General features: G+C 65.5%; 24 protein-coding genes and 1 tRNA gene. 17 read left to right on the forward strand and 8 right to left on the reverse strand.

Annotation, left to right across the window (positions count from 1 at the left end; all coding sequences use genetic code 11):
• The first annotated feature begins 14 nt into the window (after positions 1-14).
• Complete coding sequence (locus EJI01_RS23925; protein WP_312846081.1) at positions 15-248, forward strand: I78 family peptidase inhibitor; 234 nt, start codon at positions 15-17, stop codon at positions 246-248.
• Between the two features lie 12 nt (positions 249-260).
• Here the strand turns inward: EJI01_RS23925 and EJI01_RS23930 are convergent, their stop codons facing one another.
• Positions 261-497 (reverse strand): DUF1653 domain-containing protein, encoded by a 237-nt coding sequence (locus EJI01_RS23930; RefSeq protein WP_126839631.1) that lies wholly within the window; start codon positions 495-497, stop codon positions 261-263.
• A gap of 35 nt (positions 498-532) precedes the next feature.
• Here EJI01_RS23930 and EJI01_RS23935 point away from each other — a divergent pair, with 35 nt between their 5' ends.
• The 3 genes from EJI01_RS23935 (at position 533) to EJI01_RS23945 (ending at position 5,019) form a co-directional block, all read left to right on the forward strand.
• On the forward strand, positions 533-2,389 hold the full coding sequence (locus tag EJI01_RS23935) for a M48 family metalloprotease (RefSeq protein WP_126839632.1): 1,857 nt from the start codon (positions 533-535) through the stop codon (positions 2,387-2,389).
• A 12-nt stretch (positions 2,390-2,401) separates the two neighbouring features.
• A complete protein-coding gene (locus EJI01_RS23940) occupies positions 2,402-3,673 on the forward strand; it encodes an RsmB/NOP family class I SAM-dependent RNA methyltransferase (protein ID WP_126839633.1) in 1,272 nt (423 codons plus the stop codon).
• A 131-nt stretch (positions 3,674-3,804) separates the two neighbouring features.
• On the forward strand, positions 3,805-5,019 hold the full coding sequence (locus EJI01_RS23945; RefSeq protein ID WP_126839634.1) for a fatty acid desaturase: 1,215 nt from the start codon (positions 3,805-3,807) through the stop codon (positions 5,017-5,019).
• Positions 5,020-5,156: 137 nt separating this feature from the next.
• Here the strand turns inward: EJI01_RS23945 and rpmG are convergent, their stop codons facing one another.
• The 3 genes from rpmG to trxB form a co-directional block, all read right to left on the reverse strand.
• Entirely contained in the window at positions 5,157-5,330 is a 174-nt protein-coding gene (gene rpmG / locus EJI01_RS23950; protein WP_007830291.1) for a 50S ribosomal protein L33, read from the reverse strand.
• Between the two features lie 11 nt (positions 5,331-5,341).
• Positions 5,342-5,575 (reverse strand): 50S ribosomal protein L28, encoded by a 234-nt coding sequence (rpmB, locus tag EJI01_RS23955; RefSeq protein ID WP_007830293.1) that lies wholly within the window; start codon positions 5,573-5,575, stop codon positions 5,342-5,344.
• Between the two features lie 179 nt (positions 5,576-5,754).
• Positions 5,755-6,717 carry a thioredoxin-disulfide reductase gene (gene trxB / locus EJI01_RS23960; RefSeq protein ID WP_126839635.1) on the reverse strand — a complete coding sequence of 321 codons (963 nt, stop codon included), beginning with the start codon at positions 6,715-6,717 and terminating at the stop codon, positions 5,755-5,757.
• 163 nt (positions 6,718-6,880) lie between these two features.
• Between trxB and EJI01_RS23965 the strand changes: the two genes are divergently transcribed.
• The 8 genes from EJI01_RS23965 to EJI01_RS24000 all read left to right on the forward strand — a co-directional run bounded on the left by EJI01_RS23965 (position 6,881) and on the right by EJI01_RS24000 (position 15,917).
• Positions 6,881-7,555: a Crp/Fnr family transcriptional regulator gene (locus EJI01_RS23965; protein ID WP_093108931.1), complete on the forward strand. Its 675-nt coding sequence runs from the start codon at positions 6,881-6,883 to the stop codon at positions 7,553-7,555.
• Positions 7,556-7,685: 130 nt separating this feature from the next.
• Positions 7,686-10,064 carry a DNA translocase FtsK gene (locus tag EJI01_RS23970; RefSeq protein ID WP_126839636.1) on the forward strand — a complete coding sequence of 793 codons (2,379 nt, stop codon included), beginning with the start codon at positions 7,686-7,688 and terminating at the stop codon, positions 10,062-10,064.
• A gap of 17 nt (positions 10,065-10,081) precedes the next feature.
• The gene (gene lolA / locus EJI01_RS23975) at positions 10,082-10,714 is read left to right on the forward strand and encodes an outer membrane lipoprotein chaperone LolA (protein ID WP_409513979.1); all 633 of its coding nucleotides are present in this window, start codon (positions 10,082-10,084) and stop codon (positions 10,712-10,714) included.
• 19 nt (positions 10,715-10,733) lie between these two features.
• Complete coding sequence (locus EJI01_RS23980; protein WP_126839638.1) at positions 10,734-12,026, forward strand: replication-associated recombination protein A; 1,293 nt, start codon at positions 10,734-10,736, stop codon at positions 12,024-12,026.
• A gap of 254 nt (positions 12,027-12,280) precedes the next feature.
• Positions 12,281-13,210 (forward strand): branched-chain amino acid ABC transporter permease, encoded by a 930-nt coding sequence (locus EJI01_RS23985; protein ID WP_126839639.1) that lies wholly within the window; start codon positions 12,281-12,283, stop codon positions 13,208-13,210.
• Between the two features lie 13 nt (positions 13,211-13,223).
• Positions 13,224-14,411 carry a branched-chain amino acid ABC transporter permease gene (locus EJI01_RS23990; RefSeq protein WP_126839640.1) on the forward strand — a complete coding sequence of 396 codons (1,188 nt, stop codon included), beginning with the start codon at positions 13,224-13,226 and terminating at the stop codon, positions 14,409-14,411.
• Between the two features lie 17 nt (positions 14,412-14,428).
• On the forward strand, positions 14,429-15,199 hold the full coding sequence (locus tag EJI01_RS23995) for an ABC transporter ATP-binding protein (RefSeq protein WP_126839641.1): 771 nt from the start codon (positions 14,429-14,431) through the stop codon (positions 15,197-15,199).
• A 1-nt stretch (position 15,200) separates the two neighbouring features.
• The gene (locus EJI01_RS24000) at positions 15,201-15,917 is read left to right on the forward strand and encodes an ABC transporter ATP-binding protein (protein ID WP_126839642.1); all 717 of its coding nucleotides are present in this window, start codon (positions 15,201-15,203) and stop codon (positions 15,915-15,917) included.
• 2 nt (positions 15,918-15,919) lie between these two features.
• On the opposite strand, the gene EJI01_RS24005 is transcribed toward EJI01_RS24000, so the two are convergent.
• Together EJI01_RS24005 and EJI01_RS24010 are read right to left on the reverse strand one after the other, a co-directional pair.
• Positions 15,920-16,894, reverse strand: coding sequence for a Bug family tripartite tricarboxylate transporter substrate binding protein (locus EJI01_RS24005; protein WP_126839643.1), 975 nt, complete (start codon positions 16,892-16,894; stop codon positions 15,920-15,922).
• 35 nt (positions 16,895-16,929) lie between these two features.
• Positions 16,930-17,994, reverse strand: coding sequence for a CDP-6-deoxy-delta-3,4-glucoseen reductase (locus EJI01_RS24010; RefSeq protein ID WP_126839644.1), 1,065 nt, complete (start codon positions 17,992-17,994; stop codon positions 16,930-16,932).
• A 41-nt stretch (positions 17,995-18,035) separates the two neighbouring features.
• On the opposite strand from EJI01_RS24010, the gene EJI01_RS24015 reads away from it, so the two are divergent.
• From EJI01_RS24015 to EJI01_RS24030, 4 genes are all read left to right on the forward strand, one after another.
• Entirely contained in the window at positions 18,036-18,959 is a 924-nt protein-coding gene (locus tag EJI01_RS24015) for an NAD-dependent epimerase/dehydratase family protein (RefSeq protein WP_126839645.1), read from the forward strand.
• 215 nt (positions 18,960-19,174) lie between these two features.
• A complete protein-coding gene (locus EJI01_RS24020; RefSeq protein ID WP_126839646.1) occupies positions 19,175-20,059 on the forward strand; it encodes a S1C family serine protease in 885 nt (294 codons plus the stop codon).
• Between the two features lie 14 nt (positions 20,060-20,073).
• Complete coding sequence (locus EJI01_RS24025) at positions 20,074-20,439, forward strand: response regulator transcription factor (RefSeq protein ID WP_126839647.1); 366 nt, start codon at positions 20,074-20,076, stop codon at positions 20,437-20,439.
• A 133-nt stretch (positions 20,440-20,572) separates the two neighbouring features.
• Positions 20,573-20,938 (forward strand): hypothetical protein, encoded by a 366-nt coding sequence (locus EJI01_RS24030; protein ID WP_126839648.1) that lies wholly within the window; start codon positions 20,573-20,575, stop codon positions 20,936-20,938.
• Between the two features lie 175 nt (positions 20,939-21,113).
• Here the strand turns inward: EJI01_RS24030 and EJI01_RS28880 are convergent, their stop codons facing one another.
• The gene (locus EJI01_RS28880) at positions 21,114-21,269 is read right to left on the reverse strand and encodes a hypothetical protein (RefSeq protein ID WP_185879036.1); all 156 of its coding nucleotides are present in this window, start codon (positions 21,267-21,269) and stop codon (positions 21,114-21,116) included.
• 167 nt (positions 21,270-21,436) lie between these two features.
• Positions 21,437-21,521, reverse strand: a tRNA-Leu gene (locus tag EJI01_RS24040).
• Positions 21,522-21,562: 41 nt separating this feature from the next.
• Between EJI01_RS24040 and cysM the strand changes: the two genes are divergently transcribed.
• Entirely contained in the window at positions 21,563-22,465 is a 903-nt protein-coding gene (cysM, locus tag EJI01_RS24045) for a cysteine synthase CysM (protein WP_126839650.1), read from the forward strand.
• The last annotated feature ends 1 nt before the right edge of the window (position 22,466 follow it).

Consider the following 22,466-nt stretch of genomic DNA (forward strand, 5'->3'; position numbering starts at 1 on the left):
CTGCGCCTGCACCGGTGGCTGCCGCCCCCGCGCCGGCGCCGCAAGCGCAATGCCATGCCGACGGCGCCAAGTTCGCGGTCGGCGAGCCCGCATCGGCGCAACTCGAGACCGCTGCCCGCGTTCGCGCCGGTGCCGAGAGCGTGCGCATCCTCAAGCCCAACCAGGTGGTCACGCTGGAATTCAACGGCGGCCGGCTCAATCTCGTCGTCGATGCGCGCAACCGTGTGACCGCCGTGCGTTGCGGCTGAACATCCGGCCTGCTAGTCGAGCTTGACGAAACGCAACCGTGGCAACCCGTCGATCTCCACGGTCTCCCCGAACATCGCCGCCGGGCGGACCCACAGCCCGCGCGCCCCGTAGAGCGCTCGGTAGAGCGTCATCGGCTCCAGCGTTTCGCTGTGGCGCACGGTGCCGAGCACTTCGTATTCGCCGCCCTTGTAGTGGCGGTAGCGGCCGGGCGGTGTTTCGATCAGGGGCGGCAGGTTGTCGTCGGTCACGCTGGGCATTGTCCTCAAGGAACTGAAAGGTCGAGATGGATCGAGCCGATTTTGTTCATCTGGTCCGATTGAGCGAGCATGCCAGCGCGGACGACAGCAGCGGCTACCGGCGCGGCGTCGCCGCTTTCGCTGCACTGGGCTATCTGTGGGTGATCGCATGCCTGGCGCTGGCGGTCGGCATCATCGTCTGGGTGGTCGCCTCGATGGGGCAGGGCCGCTTCAACTTTACGCGCGGCTGGCTCCTGCTGTTCGCGCTCGGCCTGCTGTGGGCCACGCTGCGCGCGCTGTGGGTGCGCTTCGATGAGCCCGAAGGCGTGCAGCTCGCGCGCGAGGATGCGCCGGCGCTTTTCGAGGCGTTGGACCGCATCCGGCAGAAGATCGACGGCCCGCCGGTCCACCACGTCTACCTGGACAGCGAGTTCAACGCCAGCATCCGCCAGTTGCCGCGCTTCGGTCTCTTCGGCGGCGCCGTCAACTACCTGAGTGTGGGGCTGCCGCTCCTGATGGCGCTGGACAAGCGTCGCCTGCTGTCGGTGCTGGCGCACGAGTACGGCCACCTGCGCGGGAATCACGGCAAGCTGAGCGCCTGGATCTACCGCACACGCCTGTCCTGGCTCAAGCTCGATGCCAGCCTGCAAAACGACGAGGGCGTGATGGCGCTGGCCTCGCAGGCCTTCTTTCGCTGGTACTTCCCGCGCTTCGCGGCCAAGACCTTTGCGCTGGCGCGGCAGGATGAATACGAAGCCGACCGCATCTCGGCGCGCCTGCTCGGCCCCGGCGTGACCGCTGCCGCATTGACCGAGATCGCCGTCAAGAGCACCTGGTATGCGGATGCCTTCTGGTCCGGCCATTGGGCGCGCGCCGCCCGGGAGCCGTTGCCGGCCGGGCCCTTCTCCGCGATGGAAACGCAGCTCGGCGCGCCTGTCACCCCCGATCTGGCGCGCGAGGCGCTGCGCAGCGCATTGCGGCGCGTGAGCGATGTAGACGACACTCATCCGGTGCTGCGCGACCGGCTCGAGGCGCTCGATGAGAAGGCCGTGTTGCCGGCTTGGTCAGCAAAGTCGGCGCTCGAGCTGCTGGCCGACAAGGCGAAATGGATCGCGTACTTCGACGGGGAATGGCGCCGCGCGCATGCGAGCGACTGGAAGCAGCATCACGCCTACCTCGCACGCGTGCGGGAACGCGTCGTCGCACTGGCCGCCAGCAGGGGACGCAACAATGCCGACGAGATGGTCGAGTGGGCCGATTGCGAGCGCCGCATCAATGCCGCCGCCGATGTGCGTGGCCGCTACGAGCGCGCGTTGCAGATCACGCCCGACCATTCCGGCGCGCTGCGAGGATTGGCGCAGACGCTTCCGCCCAGGGATCGCACAGCGCGCCTCGCGGTGCTGGAGCGGCTGCATGCGGCGAGCGCCGCGAGCCGCTGGTGGGCCGCCAAGGACGCCGTCGAGCTGCTCGAGGATCCCGATGCCGGGCCGCACGACGAGCCCGCGCTCAAGCTGTGGCGCGAGCGGGCCAAGGCGGCCGAGGCGGCCGAGCAGCGCGCCTGGGAGGAGATCACCAGCACGCCCTTCTTCAGCCAGATCGCGCGGCATGACCTGAGCGAATTCGAACTCGGCGAGCTGAGGGCTGACCTGGTGCGCTGTAGCCCGATCTCGCGAGCCTGGCTGGTACGCAAGAACTTGCGCGAATTCCCATGGCGGCGCGCCTACGTCCTATTCGTCGAGCTGCCGGGGCTGCCCGACGAGGAGCGCTGGAACCTGTGCCGCCAGCTCGAGCAGACCTTGAACCTGCCCGGCGCCGTGCTGGTGCTGTGGGCCGGCCATTCGCCCACTCTCGCTGAGATCGAGCGTCAGGCGTTCGGGCCGGTCTGGATGCGCACGGCCGGCTGAGACAATGGGGGCATGCACCCCAAAGCCCTTCTCGAGGCCTGCGCCGATCTGGTCGGCCTCGTCCTGAAATTCGATCATCCTGCCGACCAGGTCGTTTCCCGCTTCTTTCGTGAGCACCGTGAGTTCGGGCCCCGGGAGCGCGCCACGCTCGCCGAGACGGTCTACACCGTGTTGCGCAAGAAGCTGCTGTTCGATCATCTGTCGCCCTCCGGCAGCGGGCCGAAGGAACGGCGCATGGCCATTCTCGGATTCCATGGCCCGCGCGATTTTTTGAAGAGCGCACTCAACGACGCGGAAAAGCGCTGGCTCGACAACTGCGACGCTGTCAAGCCCGACGACCTGCTGGAGCGCCACCGGCACAACCTGCCCGAGTGGCTGGTGGCGCCGCTCAAGGCGCAGCTGGGCGCCGAATTCTGGCCGCTGATGGAAAGCCTGCAGCAGCCCGCGCCGCTCGATTTGCGGGTCAACGCGCTCACCGACAAGCGCCCCGACGTGCAGAAAGAGCTTGCGCTGGCCGCCATCAAGGCGGTCGCGACGCCGTTCTCGCCCTGGGGCCTGCGCATCGACGGCAAGCCGGCGCTCACCAAGCTGGACGCTTTTGCGCGAGGCGCGGTCGAGGTGCAGGACGAGGGCTCACAGCTGCTGGCGCTGCTGCTCGATGCCAAGCGCGGCGAGATGGTGGTGGACTTCTGCGCCGGCGCGGGCGGCAAGACGCTTGCCATCGGGGCCACGATGCGCAACACCGGCCGGCTCTATGCATTCGACACCTCGGCGCACCGGCTCGATGCTCTCAAGCCACGCCTGGCGCGCAGCAAGCTCTCGAACGTGCATCCCGCTGCCATCGCCCACGAGCGCGACGAGCGCGTCAAGCGCCTGGCCGGCAAGATCGACCGGGTGCTGGTCGATGCGCCCTGCTCGGGCCTGGGTACCCTGCGGCGCAATCCGGACCTCAAGTGGCGGCAGTCGCCGAAGTCGGTCGAGGAACTCACTGCGAAGCAGACGGCGATCCTGCAGAGCGCGGCACGGCTCGTCAAATCGGGTGGCCGCCTCGTCTACGCCACCTGCAGCGTGCTGCCGGAGGAAAACGAGGCCATCGCCGAGGCTTTCGGCGCCGCCAACCCGGATTTCCTGCCGCAGGACGCCGTGGATCTGCTGACCGGGCTGAAGGTCGCGGGCGCCGAGGGTCTGGCTGCCGGAGGGGAGGGGGGCAAACGCTATCTGCGCCTCTGGCCGCACCGTCATGCCACCGATGGATTCTTTGCCGCGGTCTGGAATCGGAAATAGGCGCGAAGACCCAAAGAAGAGAGATAACTCGCGATGGATCAAGGATTTAGCCCCCTTTTCGGGGCAGAAGCCTTAAAATCACAGGTTACCTGAAGGCTGCACCTTCGTGCGGCCATGGAGTACCGAACTCAATGTTGCTTCCTGACTCTGCCGTTCTCAGCGCGGCCATCGACTGGCTCGGACACGGCTTGTGGGATCTCACGTGGTGGCAGGTCGTGCTGTACACGCTGCTCACTACGCACATCACGATCGCTGCGGTCACGATCTTCCTGCACCGCACGCAGACGCACCGGGCCATGGATCTGGGCCCGATTCCTTCGCATTTCTTCCGTTTCTGGCTCTGGCTGGGCACCGGCATGGTGACCAAGGAGTGGGTGGCGATTCACCGCAAGCACCACGCCAAGTGCGAAACCGAAGAAGACCCGCACAGCCCGCAAGTCCGTGGTATCGACCAAGTGCTGTGGCGCGGCGCCGAGCTCTATCGTGCCGAGTCGAAGAACAAGGAAACGATGGAGCGCTACGGTCACGGCACGCCTGACGACTGGCTCGAGCGCAACCTCTATTCGCGCTACAGCTGGCAGGGCGTGGGCCTGATGCTGGTGATCAACCTGGCGCTCTTCGGCGCGCTCGGCATGGCCGTGTGGGCGGTTCAGATGCTCTGGATCCCGATCACGGCGGCCGGCGTCATCAACGGCATTGGCCATTACTGGGGCTATCGCAACTTCGAGGCACCCGACGCCAGCCGCAACATCATGCCCTGGGGCCTGATCATCGGCGGCGAGGAACTGCACAACAACCATCACACGTATCCGACTTCGGCGAAGTTCTCCGTCAAGAAATACGAGTTCGACATCGGCTGGGTCTATATCCGCATGATGCAGACGATCGGCTGGGCCAAGGTCAAGAAGGTGCCGCCGAAGATGCAGCTGGGCGACATCCAGCCGGTGGCCGACCAGAAGACGCTCGAAGCCGTCATCGCCAATCGCTACGAAGTGATGGCCGGTTATGCGCGTGAAATGCGTCGCGCCACCAAGGCAGAGCTGGCAACGCTCAAGGCCAAGGGCGCCGACCTGTCGGTGCTGAAGGCCGCCAAGCGCTGGCTGCATCGCGACGACGACAAGGTGCCGGCGGCCGCGCGTTTGAATCTCGTGCAGGCGCGTGCCGCACACCCGGTGCTCGACAAGATGGTGACGATGCGCGAAGAACTTCGCCAACTATGGCTCAACACCTCGCAGTCGCGCGAACAACTGGCCGCCGACCTGGCCGCCTGGTGCCATCGTGCGGAAGCCAGCGGCATTGCAGGGTTGCGAGAGTTCTCCACCCGTCTGCGCGCGGCGCGCGCCTGACGCGCGGCGGTCTCCGCTCCGTTCCAAAGCCGGCCTGCGGGGCCGGCTTTTTTCTGGATGCTGCATGCTGGTCGATGGAACGCAGACAACAAAAAACCCGCTGGATCGCAGCGGGTTTTTTGCTTAAATCGGCCGAATTACTTCAGCTTGATTTCCTTGTACTCGACGTGCTTGCGCGCCTTCGGGTCGAACTTCATGATCGACATCTTCTCGGGCATCGTCTTCTTGTTCTTGCTGGTCGTGTAGAAATGGCCGGTACCCGCGGTGGATTCCAGCTTGATCTTTTCGCGTCCGCCTTTGCTCGTTGCCATGATTCAGCTCCTTAAGCTTGGCCGCGTGCACGCAGGTCTGCGAGCACGGCGTCGATGCCGTTTTTGTCGATCAGGCGCAAAGCGGCGCTCGAAACACGCAGGCGCACCCAGCGATTTTCGGTCTCGACCCAGAAACGGCGGTATTGCAGGTTCGGCAGGAACCGGCGCTTGGTTTTGTTGTTTGCGTGGGAAACGTTGTTTCCGACCATCGGGCCTTTGCCCGTTACGTCGCATACGCGTGCCATGTGGACACTCTTTCTTGAAACAGCTGGCACCGGCGCAAGGGGATTGCGGGGTGGTTTGCAGCTTGACCTCGCCAGAAACGGGTGGCGGTACCCCGGCTTGCCGTGAATTCCCGGCCCCCCAAAAGAAGAGGCCGAATTCGGCAAAGCCTTGGATTATAGCCTCATGGCCGGCGAACGGCTCAAAGCGTGCCGTCCTGCTCCAGGAAGCGCTGCGCGTCGAGCGCCGCCATGCAGCCGGTGCCGGCGCTGGTGATGGCTTGGCGATACACGTGGTCTTGCACGTCGCCGGCAGCGAAAACGCCCGGAACGCTGGTCATGGTCGCAAAGCCCTGAAGACCCGAGCGGGTGAGGATGTAGCCGTCCTTCATCTCGACCTGGCCTTGGAAGATGTCCGTGTTCGGGTGGTGGCCGATGGCGATGAAGCAGCCCTTGAGGTCGATCCGCTCCGTCGCGCCGGTCTGAGTGTTCTTGAGGCGGATGCCGGTGACGCCGGTGTCGTCGCCCAGCACTTCGTCCAGCGTGTTGTGCACCTTGAGCTCGATCTTGCCTTCGGCGGCCTTTTCGTGGAGCTTGTCGATCAGGATCGGCTCGGCGCGGAACTTGTCGCGACGATGCACCAGCGTGACTTTCTTGGCGATGTTCGACAGGTAGAGCGCCTCTTCGACCGCGGTATTGCCGCCGCCGACCACACAGACTTCCTGATCGCGGTAGAAGAAGCCGTCGCAGGTCGCGCAGCCCGAGACGCCGCGGCCCATGAAGTGCTGCTCGGAGTCGAGCCCGAGGTACTTGGCCGAAGCGCCCGTGGCGATCACGAGCGCATCGCAGGTGTAGGTGCCGCTGTCGCCGGTCAGGGTGAAGGGGCGCTTGCTCAGGTCGACCTTGTTGATGTGATCGAACACGATCTCTGTCTTGAAACGCTCGGCATGCTCCAGGAAGCGCTGCATGAGGTCGGGGCCTTGTACGCCATGCACGTCGGCCGGCCAATTGTCGACGTCGGTGGTCGTCATCAGCTGGCCGCCCTGGGCGATGCCGGTGATCAACATGGGTTGAAGGTTGGCGCGGGCCGCATAGACGGCGGCGGTATAACCGGCCGGGCCGGAGCCGAGAATGAGAACCTTCGCGTGGCGTGGGGAGGACGACATGAGTAGAAAACCTAGGATTGACGCTGCATCAGCGTGTACATTTTCAGGGTGATAGATATGGAGTATCACCGTTCGGTTCAAGACCGGGCGTGGGCTGTTTTCAATGCGTGCGATTGTATTAATGCATGGGCTTCTCGATCGCGCGGAATTCGGGGATTGATGAATGTCGATGCTGTCCAATCTTGAATTGCTCCGCCGCGTACCTTTGTTCGCTGCGTTGACGCCAACCCAGTCTGCGAGCATTGCCGACGCGATCATCAAGAAGCGCTTCAAGCGGGCCGAGGCGGTGGTCGAACAAGGGAAGAAGTCGGACGCGCTCTACATCATCCTGACCGGTCGCGCCCGGGTGATGAGTACGGACAGCCGTGGTCGCGAAGTCATTCTCGCGACGCTGCATCCCGGCGACTACATCGGCGAGATGAGCATGATCGACGACGAGCCGCATTCCGCCACCGTGCGCACCGAGGTCCAGACCGATGTGCTGATGCTCGGCCGCGAAGCCTTTGCACGTTGCCTGCCCGAGAACTCCTCGATGTCCTACAACATCATGCGGGGCCTCGTTGCGCGGCTGCGTCACGCGGACCGCAAGATCGAATCGCTCGCGCTGATGGACGTTTACGGCCGAGTGGCGCGTTCGCTGCTCGAGTTCGCGGTCGACGACGGCGCGGGCAATCTCAAGGTGCGTGACAAGATCTCGCGCCAGGACCTGGCCAAGATGGTCGGCGCTTCGCGCGAAATGGTGAGCCGGGTCATGAAGGACCTCGAAGAGCGCGGCTTCGTCCAGACGCAGCCCGACGGCTCGATGATCGTCAAGGAACGGCTCTCATCGCTCGCCTGATCCTTCGGCTAGCAGCGCCGGAGTGCGCTGGCCCCTGCATCGCCGGCCCTGACAACGCGGCCGCGACTGTTTTCGTTGTAGTTTCTGCAAGCCGTCTGCCCGTTCCTGCGGGCCAGTGGCCGTGTCTTCCATGACCTATTCGCTCAATACCCTTCAATCGTCCACATCGGCCGAATCGCAGCCGGTGCGCTTGCGCGCCATGCGCTTCGCGCACGAGATCACGCTGATCGCCGGCTTCGTCCTGCTGCTTTACTGGCTGCTCGCGATGTTGAGCTTCACGCCCTCGGATGCGGCCTGGTCAACCTCGGGCACCGGCGGCGAGATCAAGAACTGGGGCGGCCGCATTGGCGCCTGGCTGGCCGACGCCAGCTATTTCCTGGCCGGTTACTCGGTCTGGTGGTGCCTGGCAGCGGGCTTGCGCGTGTGGTTGTCTTCTCTGGCCGGCTGGTTGCGCGGCGGTGAGCCGACGCCCGCCGATCAGCCGCCGCGGGGCCGCTTCAACCGCAGTCGCCTGGCGTTCTGGTTCGGCCTGGTGCTGCTGCTGTGCGCCAGCGCGATGCTCGAATGGTCGCGTCTTTATCGGCTGGAATTCCATCTGCCCGGGCATGGCGGCGGCGTGCTCGGCTATCTGGTCGGGCCGCTTGGCGTGAAGTGGATGGGCTTCACCGGTTCGGCGCTGATCGCCATTGCTGCCGGCGTGATCGGCTCGGCGCTCGTGTTCCGCTTCTCGTGGAGTCATATCGCCGAGCGCATCGGCTCTCGTCTCTATTCGCTGTTCGAACTGCGCCGCGAAAAACGCGAGATCGCCGAAGACATCGCGATGGGGAAGAGAGCGGTGCGCGAGCGCGAAGAGCTGGCGGAGCAGGGCGGCGAGCTCGAATCGGCCGACGAGGAGCTAAGCATCGTGCCGCGCCCCAAGCGCCGTGCGCCCTCGCCGCCGGTACAGATCGAGCCCGCGCTGACCGAGGTGCCGCGCAGCGATCGCGTGGCCAAGGAGCGTCAGAAGCCCCTGTTCCGCGAACTGCCCGACAGCAAGCTGCCGCAGGTCGACCTGCTCGACTCGGCGCAGGCGCGCCAGGAAACCGTTTCCGCCGACACGCTCGAGATGACCTCGCGCCTGATCGAGAAGAAGCTCAAGGACTTCGGCGTCGAGGTGCGCGTGGTGCTGGCTTCCCCGGGCCCGGTGATCACTCGCTACGAGATCGAGCCGGCCACCGGCGTCAAGGGGTCGCAGATCGTCAACCTTGCGAAAGACCTGGCGCGCTCGCTGTCGCTGGTGTCGATCCGCGTGGTCGAGACCATCCCCGGCAAGAACTTCATGGCGCTCGAACTGCCGAACGCCAAGCGGCAGTCGATCAAGCTCAGCGAGATCCTCGGCTCGCAGGTCTACAACGAAGGCAAGTCGATGCTCACCATGGGCCTCGGCAAGGACATCGTCGGCAACCCGGTGGTGGCCGATCTCGCGAAGATGCCGCACGTGCTGGTGGCCGGCACCACCGGATCCGGCAAGTCGGTCGGCATCAACGCGATGATCCTGAGCCTGCTCTACAAGGCCGAGGCGCGCGACGTGCGCTTGCTGATGATCGACCCGAAGATGCTCGAAATGTCGGTCTATGAAGGCATCCCGCACCTGCTGGCGCCAGTGGTCACCGACATGCGGCAAGCGGCTCACGGCCTCAACTGGTGCGTGGCCGAGATGGAACGCCGCTACAAGCTCATGAGCAAGCTGGGCGTGCGCAACCTCGCGGGCTACAACACCAAGATCGACGAGGCCAAGGCCCGCGAGGAGTTCATCTACAACCCCTTCAGCCTCACGCCCGACAGCCCCGAGCCGCTCGCGCGGGAGCCGCACATCGTGGTCGTGATCGACGAGCTGGCCGACCTGATGATGGTGGTCGGCAAGAAGATCGAAGAGCTGATCGCCCGACTGGCGCAGAAGGCGCGCGCCGCCGGCATCCACCTGATCCTTGCTACGCAGCGGCCCAGCGTCGACGTGATCACCGGGCTCATCAAGGCCAACATCCCGACGCGCATCGCCTTCCAGGTGTCGAGCAAGATCGACTCGCGCACCATCCTCGACCAGATGGGCGCCGAGGCGCTGCTCGGCATGGGCGACATGCTCTACATGCCGAGCGGTACCGGCCTGCCGGTGCGCGTGCATGGCGCCTTCGTGAGCGACGAAGAAGTGCACCGTGTCGTCGCCTACCTCAAGTCACAAGGGGAGCCGGACTACATCGAAGGGGTGCTCGAAGGTGGAACCGTCGACGGCGAAGGCGATCTACTGGGTGAAGGTGGCGGCGATGGCGGCGAGAAGGACCCGATGTACGACCAGGCGGTCGAAGTCGTGCTCAAGAACCGCAAGGCCAGCATTTCGCTGGTTCAGCGCCACCTGAAGATCGGCTACAACCGCGCCGCGCGGCTGGTCGAGGACATGGAAAACGCCGGGCTGGTGAGCGCCATGAGCGGCAGCGGCCAGCGCGAAATTCTGGTGCCCGCACGCACCGAATGATGGGATCAGGGATGTCGATGAAGAAGCTGCTCGTTGGATTGGGCTTGGCTCTTGCCGCAGGCGGTGTTTGGGCCGGCGGCATGGAACGCCTCGAAGCGTTCGTGAAGAACGTCAAGTCGGGCCGTGCCGAATTCACGCAGACCGTCACCGCGCCAGCCAAAGATGGGCAGGCTGCGCGCGCCAAGGTGTCGAGCGGAACCTTCGAATTCCAGCGGCCCGGCAAGTTCAAGTTCGACTACAAGAAGCCCTTCGCGCAAAGCATCGTGGCCGATGGCGAGACGCTCTGGCTCTACGACGCCGACCTGAACCAGGTCACGCAGCGCAAGCAGTCGCAGGCGCTCGGCTCGACGCCGGCCGCGTTGATTGCCGCTGCGCCCGATTTGCGAGCGCTGCAAGCCGATTTTGCGCTCGAGGCGGGCCCCGAGCGCGACGGGCTGCAATGGATCAAGGCCAGCCCCAAGAACAAGGAGGGCCAATTGCAGAACGTGCAGGTGGGCTTTCAGGGCGATGCGCTGGCGGCCCTGGAGATCCTCGACAGCTTCGGCCAGCGCTCGGTGCTGAAGTTCAGCAAGGTCGAGGTGAATCCCGCGCTGCCCGCAGCCACCTTCCAGTTCAAGGCCCCGGCCGGCGCCGACGTGATCAAGCAATAGCGCCGGGCGGCGGGCTTCCATGGCCACCTCCACCCACCAGCCCCTGGCCGAACGCCTGCGACCCAAGACCCTGGGCGAGGTCATCGGCCAACAGCATCTGCTCGGCCCCGGCATGCCGCTGCGCATCGCCTTCGAGTCGGGCCAGCCGCACTCCTGCATCCTCTGGGGACCGCCCGGCACCGGCAAGACGACCATCGCGCGGCTGATGGCCGACGCCTTCGATGCGCAGTTTCTCAGCATCAGCGCGGTGCTCGGCGGCGTGAAGGACATCCGCGATGCAGTCGAACGTGCGACCCTGGCGCGCGACGGACTCGAGCAGCGCCGCACCATCGTCTTCGTCGACGAAGTCCACCGCTTCAACAAGAGCCAGCAGGATGCCTTTCTGCCGCATGTGGAGTCGGGCCTGTTCACCTTCATCGGTGCGACCACCGAGAATCCGTCCTTCGAGGTGAACTCCGCGCTCTTGTCGCGCGCTGCGGTGTACGTGCTGCAGCCGCTCGGCGAAGACGATCTCCGGCAGATCGTGACCCGGGCGCAGGACATCCAGGCGGTGCCTGCCATCGAAACGAAGGCCATCGATCGGCTCGTGGCCTATGCCGACGGCGATGCCAGGCGCCTCCTCAACACCCTCGAAACGCTCTCGGTCGCAGCCGGCTCCGAGAAGCTCGGCGACATCACCGACGAATGGCTGCTGCGCGTGCTGGGCGAGCGCATGCGCCGCTACGACAAGGGCGGCGAGCAGTTCTACGACACCATCTCCGCGCTGCACAAGTCGGTGCGCGGCAGCGACCCCGACGCCTCGCTCTACTGGTTCGTGCGCATGCTCGACGGCGGTGCCGATCCACGCTACATGGCGCGCCGGCTGGTGCGCATGGCAAGCGAAGATATCGGCCTGGCCGACCCGCGCGCGCTGCGTCTGGCGCTCGACGCCGCCGAGGTCTATGAGCGGCTCGGCTCGCCCGAAGGCGAACTGGCGCTGGCCGAATGCGTGGTCTACCTTGCGATCGCGCCGAAGTCGAATGCGGTCTACCAGGCCTACAACGAGGTCCGCGCCCTCATCAAGACCGATGGCACGCGCCCGGTCCCGATGCATCTGCGCAATGCGCCGACGCGGCTCATGAAAGAGCTCGACTACGGCAAGGGCTACCGCTACGCGCACGACGAGGAGGGCGGCTTCGCGGCCGGCGAGCGCTATCTGCCAGATGGCCTCGATCCGCCGCCCTTCTACCGGCCTGTCGAGCGCGGCCTCGAGATCCGCATCGCGGAGAAATTGCGCGAACTGCGCAAGCGAAACGACGACGCGGCCGGTTAATACGACAAAGCACGCAGCGCGTCGGCCCGGTACTCCCTTGCACCACCGAAGACCATTCGGTCCGCGCCAGCGGGAAAACCCCCGTCGGGTACGCACCGAAATGGCGATCCGGCATGACTACAATCCCGGCCACAAACCCGCCGTCGACACATGCTGGCGGGTTTTTTGCTAAGGGAAACCAGGGTGCCCAACCGGCGTGCCTGGTCAGTCGGGCGTCCCCCAAGGGCGTCACCATTAGAAAAAGGGAACCTCCTATGGACATCTTGCTGCAACAGATCATCAACGGTCTGGTACTCGGCAGCATGTACGCCTTGATAGCCTTGGGCTACACCATGGTGTACGGCATCATCAACCTCATCAATTTCGCGCACGGTGAAGTGCTCATGGTCGGCGCGCTGACCAGCTGGACCATCATCGGACTCATGCAGGAATCGATGCCCGGCACGCCGGGATGGATCATCCTCATCATTGCGTTGATCATTGCCTGCGTGGTCGCCGCCACGCTCAACTTCGTCATCGAGAAAGTGGCCTACCGGCCGCTGCGCAACAGCCCCAAGCTCGCACCGTTGATCACTGCCATCGGCATGTCGATCCTCTTGCAGACGCTGGCGATGATCATCTGGAAGCCGACCAACAAGGCTTATCCCAACCTGCTGTCCACCACGCCGATCCATGTCGGCGGCGCCGTGATCTCGCCCACGCAGGTCATGATCCTGAGCGTCACCGCCTTCTGCCTGGTGGTGCTGATGTGGCTGGTCAATTACACCAAGCTCGGCCGCGCGATGCGCGCCACCGCCGAGAACCCGCGCGTCGCTGCGCTGATGGGCATCCGGCCCGACATGGTGATCTCGGCCACCTTCGTCATCGGTGCGGTGCTCGCCGCGGTCGCCGGCGTGATGTACGCCTCCAACTACGGCATCGCGCAGCATGCGATGGGCTTCATTCCCGGCCTCAAGGCCTTCACGGCGGCGGTGTTCGGCGGCATCGGCAACCTCGCAGGCGCGGTGGTCGGAGGCATTCTCCTGGGGCTCATCGAGGCCATCGGCTCGGGCTACATCGGTGCGCTCACCGGCGACGTGCTCGGCAGCCACTACAGCGACATCTTCGCGTTCATCGTGCTGATCGTCATGCTCACGCTCAGGCCCTCGGGCCTGCTCGGCGAGCGCGTGGCGGACCGGGCCTGAAGGAGGGACAGCCATGAAAAACGGCAAGAACATCGTCTATTTCCTGATCGCGGCCGTCGCCCTGCTGGTGCTGCCGCTGCTGCTGCAAAGCCAGGGCAACGCGTGGGTGCGCATCGCCGACATCGCATTGCTCTATGTGCTGCTGGCCCTCGGGCTCAACATCGTGGTCGGCTACGCCGGCCTGCTCGACCTGGGCTACGTGGCCTTCTTCGCGATCGGCGCCTACCTGTTCGCGCTGCTCGGCTCGCCGCACCTGACCGACACCTTCCCGGCCATCAAGGCCATGTTTCCCAACGGCCTGCACAGTTCGCTGCTGCTCGTGATACCGGCCGCGCTCGGGCTCGCGGCCCTGTTCGGCGTGCTGCTCGGCGCGCCGACCTTGAAGCTGCGCGGCGACTATCTGGCGATCGTGACGCTCGGCTTCGGCGAGATCATCCGTGTGTTCCTCAACAACCTGGATCATCCGGTCAACATCACGAACGGTCCGAAGGGCATCACGGCGATCGACCCGGTCCACTTCTGGGGCCTCAACCTAGGCCGGCCGCTCAAGATCGGCGACTACTCGCTCTCGTCGGTCACGCTGTACTACTACCTGTTCCTGGCGCTCGTGATCTTCACGATCATCATTTCGCATCGGCTGCAGATCTCGCGCATCGGCCGCGCCTGGATGGCCATCCGCGAAGACGAAATCGCTGCCAAGGCCATGGGCATCAACACCCGCAACATGAAGCTGCTGGCCTTCGGCATGGGCGCGAGCTTCGGCGGCGTGTCGGGCGCGATGTTCGCGGCCTTCCAGGGCTTCGTTTCACCCGAGTCCTTCGCCCTGAACGAGTCGGTGATGATCGTCGCGATGGTGGTGCTGGGCGGCATCGGCCACCTGCCGGGCGTGATCCTCGGTGCGGTGCTCCTGGCCGCGCTGCCTGAAGTGCTGCGCTACGTGGCCGGGCCGCTGCAGGCCATGACCGACGGGCGTCTCGATGCCTCGATCCTGCGCCAGCTGTTCATCGCGCTGGCGATGATCATCATCATGCTGGTGCGCCCGCGCGGTCTGTGGCCCTCGCCGGAGCACGGGAAGTCGCTGACGCGCAGGGGCGCGACGCCCGGCGCCGCATCCGGCATGCCGGCTGCGGCGCCGGGCATCGATACGCCGGCCGACGAGGTTCCCGGTGCCGCCTCGCGTCCCATGTCGATCAATCCGTGAGCGAGGGGAGCACAACAATGACTGACACCGTCCTCAATGTTCAGGGCATCTCCAAGCGCTTCGGCGGCCTGCAGGCGCTGTCCGATGTGGGCATCAAGATCACGCGCGGCCAGGTCTATGGACTGATCGGCCCCAACGGCGCCGGCAAGACCACCTTCTTCAACGTCATCACGGGCCTGTACTCGCCCGACAGCGGGACTTTCGAACTGGCCGGCAAGCCTTATCAGCCGACGGCGGTGCACGAGGTCGCCAAGGCCGGCATCGCGCGCACCTTCCAGAACATCCGCCTCTTCGCGGAAATGACCGCGCTCGAGAACGTGATGGTGGGCCGCCATGTCCGCACCCATTCGGGCGTGATGGGTGCCATCTTCCGCACGGGCGGCTTCAAGGCCGAGGAAGCGGCGATCGCCGAGCGCGCACACCAGCTGCTCGACTATGTGGGCATCGGCAAGTTCGCCGACTACAAGGCGCGCACGCTGAGCTACGGCGACCAACGCCGGCTCGAAATCGCCCGCGCGCTGGCGACCGACCCGCAGCTGATCGCGCTCGACGAGCCAGCTGCCGGCATGAACGCCACCGAGAAGGTGCTGCTGCGCGAGCTGATCGACCGCATCCGCAAGGACGACCGCACCATCCTCCTGATCGAACACGACGTGAAGCTCGTGATGGGCCTGTGCGATCGCGTGACGGTGCTGGACTACGGCAAGCAGATCGCCGAGGGTACGCCGGCGGACGTGCAGCGAAACGAGAAGGTGATCGAGGCCTACCTCGGCACGGGAGGACACTGAAATGGCACAGACACTTCTGAAGGTGAGCGGCCTGAAGGTCGCGTACGGCGGCATCCAGGCCGTCAAGGGCATCGATTTCGAGGTGCGCGAAGGCGAGCTGGTCTCGCTGATCGGCTCCAACGGCGCCGGCAAGACGACGACCATGAAGGCCATCACCGGTACGCTGCCGTATGGCGCCGGCGACATCGAATTCCTCGGCAAGAGCATCAAGGGCCGCGGGGCCTGGGACCTGGTGGGCGAGGGGCTGGTCATGGTGCCCGAGGGGCGCGGTGTGTTCACGCGCATGACCATCACCGAGAACCTGCAGATCGGCGCCTACATCCGCAAGGACAAGGCCGAGATCGCGAAGGACATGGACCGTGTCTTTTCGACCTTCCCGCGGCTGAAGGAGCGCGCCATGCAGCTGGCCGGCACCATGTCCGGCGGCGAGCAGCAGATGCTCGCGATGGGCCGCGCGCTGATGGCGCGTCCCAAGGTGCTGCTGCTCGATGAGCCCTCGATGGGCCTGTCGCCGATCATGGTCGACAAGATCTTCGAGGTGGTGAAGCAGGTCTATGACCAGGGCGTCACCGTGCTCCTGGTCGAGCAGAACGCGAGTCGTGCGCTCGGACTGGCTGATCGCGGCTACGTGATGGAGTCGGGCCTTATCACCATGAGCGGCGACGCCAAGGTGATGCTGAGCGACCCGAAGGTTCGGGCAGCGTACCTCGGGGAGTAGCGCTAGTCGACCTTGGCGCCGGTGGCTTTCACCACCTTCTCGTATTTCACGAGCTCGTTCTTCATGAAGGCGCCGAACTGCTCCGGCGTATTGGCGACCGGCTCGGCCAGCAGCGACGCGAAGCGGGTCTTGGTCTCAGGCGTGTGGAGCGCCGCGACGAAGGCCTGATTCAGCTTGGCCACCACATCGGCCGGCGTGCCGGCCGGCGCCACCAGGCCCCACCAGGTGTCGATCGAAAAGCCCTTGAGCGTGGCGGCCACCGTCGGCACCTCGGGCAGCGCGCTGCTGCGCTGGGCCGTCGTCACTGCGATCGCCTTGAGCTTGCCCGAGCGGATATTCGGTGCTGCGGTCGCGAGGTTGTCGAAGTTGAAGTCGACCTGGCCCGACAGCAGTGCGAGCTGCGCCGGATTGCCGCCGTTGTAGGGGATGTGCACGGCGAAGATGCCGGCGTCCTTCTTGAACATCTCGCCCGCGAGGTGGCCCGCGCTGCCGTTGCCGCCGCTGCCGTAGTTGAGCTTGGCCGGATTCGCCTTGGCGTACGCGATCAGGTCAGCCAGCGTGTTGATCTTCAGGCGCTGCGCGGTCTCGGCATTCATCACCAGCACATTGGGCACGCGGACCATCTGCGTGATCGGCGCGAAGTCGGCGGCCGCGTTGAAGGGCATCTTGCTGTAGAGCCACGGATTGACCGCGTGGGTCGCGGTCGCGGCGATGCCGATCGTGAGACCGTCGGGCGCGGCCTTGGCCACTGCATCGGCGCCGATGTTGCCGCCGGCGCCGGGCTTGTTGTCGATGATGACGGTGCCCAGCGAGTCCTTGACTCTTTCGGCCAGGACGCGGGCCGTGACGTCGATCGGGCCGCCGGCGGCGTAGGGGACGACGAGGCGGATGGGGCGTTGCTGCTGGGCTGCGGCTTGCGCGGTGGCGAGGAGGGCGGCGGCGGAAACGAGGGTGAAAAGAAAATGTCTGGCGTTCATGCTGCCGATTGTGCTTGCGATCCGAGCTTCGCAGCCTAAGGCAAAGCCTTATCCGCCTCCGTCGTGAACGCATCGGCAAAGAACTCGTCCTCGGGCAAGCCGCGCTCGGCCACATAGTCCCGCTTGGCCGAGTCGACCACGATCGGCGCTCCGCAGGCATACACCTGGTAGCCCGAAAGATCGGCGAAATCCTCCATCACCGCGCGGTGCACGAAGCCGGTCCGCCCGCGCCAGTTGTCTTCCGGCACCGCATTCGAGATCACGGGTACGTAGTGCAGGTTCGGCATCTGCTCAAGATGCGAGCGCACCCAGTCGTCCATGTAGAGGTCTTCCGGCCGCCGGCCGCCCCAGTACAGCGTCGCAGGCCGATGGATGGCTTTGAACTTCATGTGTTCGAGCAGCGCCTTGATCGGTGCAAAGCCGGTGCCCGAGGCGAGCAGCACCATCGGCTTGTCCGAGTCTTCGCGCAGGAAGAAGCTGCCGTACGGCCCCTCGATGCGGAGAATCTCTTTCTCCTTCATCGCGCCGAATACATGGTCGGTGAACTTGCCGCCCGGCAGATGCCGTATATGCAGCTCGATGCCGGTGCCCGGCTCGCCCAGCGTGTGCGGCGCGTTGGCCATCGAGTAGCTGCGCCGTGTGCCGTCGCGCAGGATGAATTCGATGTACTGCCCGGCGTGGAACTGCAGCGGTTCGCCGGCCGGCAGTTGCAGGCGCAGCATCACGACGTCGTGCGACTTCCTCGAGATGGCGAGCACGCGCGCCGGCATCTTGCGGATCGGGAAGGCGTTGGCGTCGGTCACCTGGCGCGATTCGAGCACCACATCGCTCTGCGCACGCGCGCAGCAGGTCAGCACGAAACCGGCCAGCTCTTCATCGGCGCTGAGCGCCTTGCTCTGGTGCGGACCCAGGCTGACCTCGCCCGAGAGCTTCCTGCATTTGCACGAGCCGCAGGCGCCGTCCTTGCAGCCATAGGGCAGCCCGATGCCCTGGCGAATGCCGGCCGCAAGGATGGTTTCATCGGCATGCGCGGTGAAAAGACGACCACTCGGCTCTACCGTGATGTGAAAACCCGCCTCGTTCGGCGCTGCACTGGTCATGGGTATTCTTCGACTCTGAATCAAGAAAAAGGAATTGGATTTTGCCCTCAATCAACAGCCCTCTAGGTGCAAGGCCCTCGCGCTTCCGGCGCGAGCGTGTGCTCGTGGTCGGGTGCGGCGATGTGGGACTCAGGGCGGTACGCGCTCTGCGGGGTCGCGTGCAGCTGATCGGGCTGACCTCCTCGCCCGGGCGCGTGGTGCTGATGCGCGAAGCCGGCATCACGCCGATCGTGGCAGATCTCGATGCACCCGCGACGCTGCGTCGGCTCTCGGGCCTGTCCACGCGCGTGCTGCATCTCGCGCCGCCGGCGCGCGCGGAAGGGGCGCAATGGTGGCGCGACGCGCGCACCATCGCGCTGGTGCGCGCGTTGCGGCTGCGCTCGTTGCCGGCCGCGATGGTGTACGGCTCGACCAGCGGCGTCTACGGCGACTGCGGCGGTGCGCGCATCAACGAGACGCGAGCCGTGAAGCCCGACACGCCGCGCGCACATCGCCGCGTCGATGCCGAGCGCAGCGTGCGCTGGCTCGGCCGCGCCGGTGTCGCCGTGCGCATCCTGCGCATCCCCGGCATCTATGCGCCCGATCGCGAAGGCGGCACGCCGCGCGAGCGGCTGAAAAAGGGCACGCCGGTGCTGCGCGCAGAAGACGACGTCTACACCAATCACATCCATGCCGACGACCTGGCGCGCGCCTGCGTGGCCGCATTGTGGCGCGGCGGCTCGCAGCGCGTGTTCCACGCGAGCGACGACAGCGAGATCAAGATGGGCGACTACATCGACCTGGCCGCCGACCTGTACGGCATGCCGCGCCCCCCGCGCATCGCACGCGAGCAGGCGCAGACGCAGTTGCCACCGTCGCTGCTCAGCTTCCTGGGCGAGTCGCGGCGGATGGACAATACGCGGCTCAAGCGCGAGCTGCGAGTGCGCCTTCGTCATCCGACCGTGGCGACGGGCCTCGCTCCCTGACCCCGCCTCGTCATCGGCTCGCTGATGAATGCGCGTCGATCCTGGCACTGATGGCGATCGTCACGACCTTGATGGCCACGCCGCTGTTCAATCTGGGTAATGCGCGAACGCCGAACTGCGGCCGTCGAAGCAGCGGGCTAGGGTTCGCCTGCCCAACCGGGCAGTAGGCGTGAAGCGCAGGGGTTCCGACAATGCAAGCGTCTCTGGAGGTCTTGATGTCGAACACTGTTTCCTTGTCGCCCCTCGAACAATTGTCTGCGGCGATGGCCGACATGGTCGCCGTCGCAGCGCGCAGCGTGGTCGCCGTGCACACGCGGCGCTCGCGCGCCAGCGGTTTCGTCTGGCGCCCCGGATGCATCGTCTCCTCGGAAGAAGCGCTTCCCGAAGACGAGGACGTCGAGATCACGCTGCCCGGCGGTACGACCGTTGCCGCCAAGGTGGCCGGCCGCGACCCCACTACCGACATCGTGCTGCTTCGCTTCGAAGGTGCAGAAGCCCCGCATCTGGCGCTCGACAACGCATCGACGCGCGCCGGCGAGCTCGTGCTCGCAGTCGCTTCGCGCGAAGGTGTGCCGCTTTGCGCGAGCGGCATGGTCTCGCTCGCCGGTCCGGGCTGGCGCAGCCTGCGCGGCGGCGAGATCGACGCCAGGATCGAGCTCGATCTGCGCTTGCGACCCAGCGCCGAAGGCGGGGTGGTGCTCGATGCGAAGGGCGGCGTCATCGGCATGTCGGTGTTCGGCCCGCGGCGGCGCGTGCTGGTGATTCCGGCGCCGACCATCGAGCGCGTGGCCGCGCAGCTCGCCGCGCATGGACGCATGCCGCGTGGTTATCTCGGGCTGAGCCTGCAGCCGGTCAAGGTGAACCATGCCAGCGTCGGCGCGATGGTCATGGGAGTGGCGGAGCAGGGGCCCGGTGCGGCGGCCGGCATCCATCAGGGCGACATCATCGTGGCGGTGAACGGCGAGCCGATCCGCAGCGTGCAACTGCTGCTGCGCGCACTCGGTCCAGCGAGCGTAGGCTCGGTCCTCACGCTGTCGCTCCAGCGTGCGGGCGAGCCAGTCGAGGTTCAGCTCACCGTGGGTGAAAGGCCGATCGATTGAACGAGGGCCCTGCGATGAAGGCGATCGTGGTCGCGATCCAGATCGACGACGCCGGATTGGCGCAACGGCTCGTTGCCGCCTTGGCAACTGCGCCGGGCCTGCGCCTGGCCGAGCGCGGAGAGACCGCCGATGTCGTCGTGGTCCATCCTTCAGACGCGGTGGAGCACGGCGAGCCCGTGGATTCGGTGCTGACCCCGCGCGAATTCGAGGTGCTGGCCCTGGTGGCTGAAGGCGCCTCCAACAAGGCCATCGCGCGGCGCCTGGGCATCTCGGTGCACACGGCGAAGTTCCATGTCGGTTCGCTGATCGACAAGCTCGATGCCACAGGCCGCACCGACGCCGTCACGCAGGCGGCCCGGCTCGGCGTCATTCATCTTTGATTGCCGGGATGGTCACAGCTCCTCGGCCTGTGACGTTTGGCAACGATCTTCACTCGCGAGACGGTGCACTTACGCTGCGCTCGGCGCGTTGGTTGTTGAGATGGCACTTTTTGCCCTTTTCTCAGGAGTTCTTGTGAACCTCAACCGTTCTGTCTTTTTCAAGTATGTCGCGGCCGGTACCGCGATGGCCGCCGCGCTCTTCGCGGCAACGACGGCCAATGCCGGTGTGAGCTGGTCCGTAGGGATCAATGCACCCGGCGTGGCCATCGGCGTCGCCGAACCTGGCTCGGTTTACTACGAACCCGCCCCCGTCTATTCGCGCCCCGCGCCGATCTATTACCAGCCCGCGCCGCCTGTGTATTACCGTCCGCCTCCGCCTGCGTACTACCGTCCCGCGCCCGTGTATTACGGGCCGCCAGCCCCGGTGTACTACGGTCCAGGCTATCGCCATGGGTACCGCCATCACCACCGCCGGGATTGGGATGATCGGGACGACTGAAGTCGGAAAGAGGCAAGCGCCTTTTCACCGCAGCATGCAGAACGGCCGGCCTTCGACGCCGGCCCAGACGCACGCGCGGATGCACGCGATCACGATGCGGGAATCCTGCCCTGACGGTATGTTTCTTATGATGATGAACATGGCTTCTCCTCCATGCATCTCGCGATCCGATGGTTCACGTCGCCCAATGCGAATAGTGAAGCACCACATAGCCGAGTGAATGCCAAAAGTGGGCTTCGGCCTGGCTGTTGGTGAAGATCCTCGAGCCATTCAGCCCGAGGCATTCGTAACCCCAACCCACTCCTGCCGAATCCAGAATGATCTTGTCCATGGCGCGCCTCCAATGCTTGAAGGTATAGGCGTTCGCGGACCTGGAAGCCAGCAGCCCGCGGCTGACCGCCTCGTCGGCTCCGGTGCGGATATCTTGTCCGGATTCATCCGGTGTGTGGGCGTCGGCTGCGGCTGACACGCAGGCGCCACTGCATGGCCGGGAGGCCATGGTGCCCGGGGCCGGAATCGAACCGGCACACCTTTCGGTGGGGGATTTTGAGTCCCCTGCGTCTACCAATTTCACCACCCGGGCACGGAAGGGAGGCAGCCCAAAATTATGGCACAGTGCCTTCCATGACATACCCGACGATTGAAGACGCGATCGGCAAGACGCCGCTGGTCGCGCTGCAGCGCATCGACGCGGCCGCGAACGCGAAGCGCGGTAACGTGATCCTTGGCAAGCTGGAAGGCAACAACCCGGCAGGTTCGGTCAAGGACCGTCCGGCGCTGTCGATGATCAAGCGGGCCGAGGAGCGCGGTGAAATCAAGCCCGGCGACACCCTGATCGAAGCGACCTCGGGCAATACCGGCATCGCGCTCGCGATGGCGGCGGCCATCAAGGGCTACCGCATGGTGCTGATCATGCCGGAGGACTTGTCCGTCGAGCGCGCACAGACCATGAAAGCCTTCGGCGCAGAACTCGTGCTCACGCCCAAGAGCGGCGGAATGGAATACGCGCGCGACTTGGCCGAGCAGATGGTGGCGCAAGGCAAGGGCCGCGTGCTCGATCAGTTCGCCAACCCAGACAACCCGCGCATCCACTACGAGACCACGGGGCCCGAGATTTGGGCCGACACCGGCGGGCGCATCACGCATTTCGTGAGCGCGATGGGCACCACAGGCACCATCACCGGCGTTTCGCACTTCCTGAAAGAAAAGAACCGCGAAGTGTGCATCGTTGGCGCGCAGCCCGAGGAAGGCTCGCGGATCCCGGGCATTCGCAAATGGCCGGAGGAATACCTGCCCAAGATCTACGAGCCCAGCCGCGTCGACCAGCTGGTCCACGTGAGCCAGGACAACGCCGAGGAGATGTGCCGCCGGCTCGCGCGCGAGGAGGGCATCTTCGCGGGCATCTCGTCGGCCGGGGCGCTGTGGGTGGCGTTGGAGATCGCCAGGACGGTCGAGAACGCGACCATCGTCTTCGTGGTCTGCGACCGCGGCGACCGCTACCTGTCCACCGGTGTGTTTCCCGCCTGAA

It is taken from the genome of Variovorax sp. MHTC-1, assembly GCF_003984645.1.
Classification (GTDB): Bacteria; Pseudomonadota; Gammaproteobacteria; order Burkholderiales; family Burkholderiaceae_C; genus Variovorax.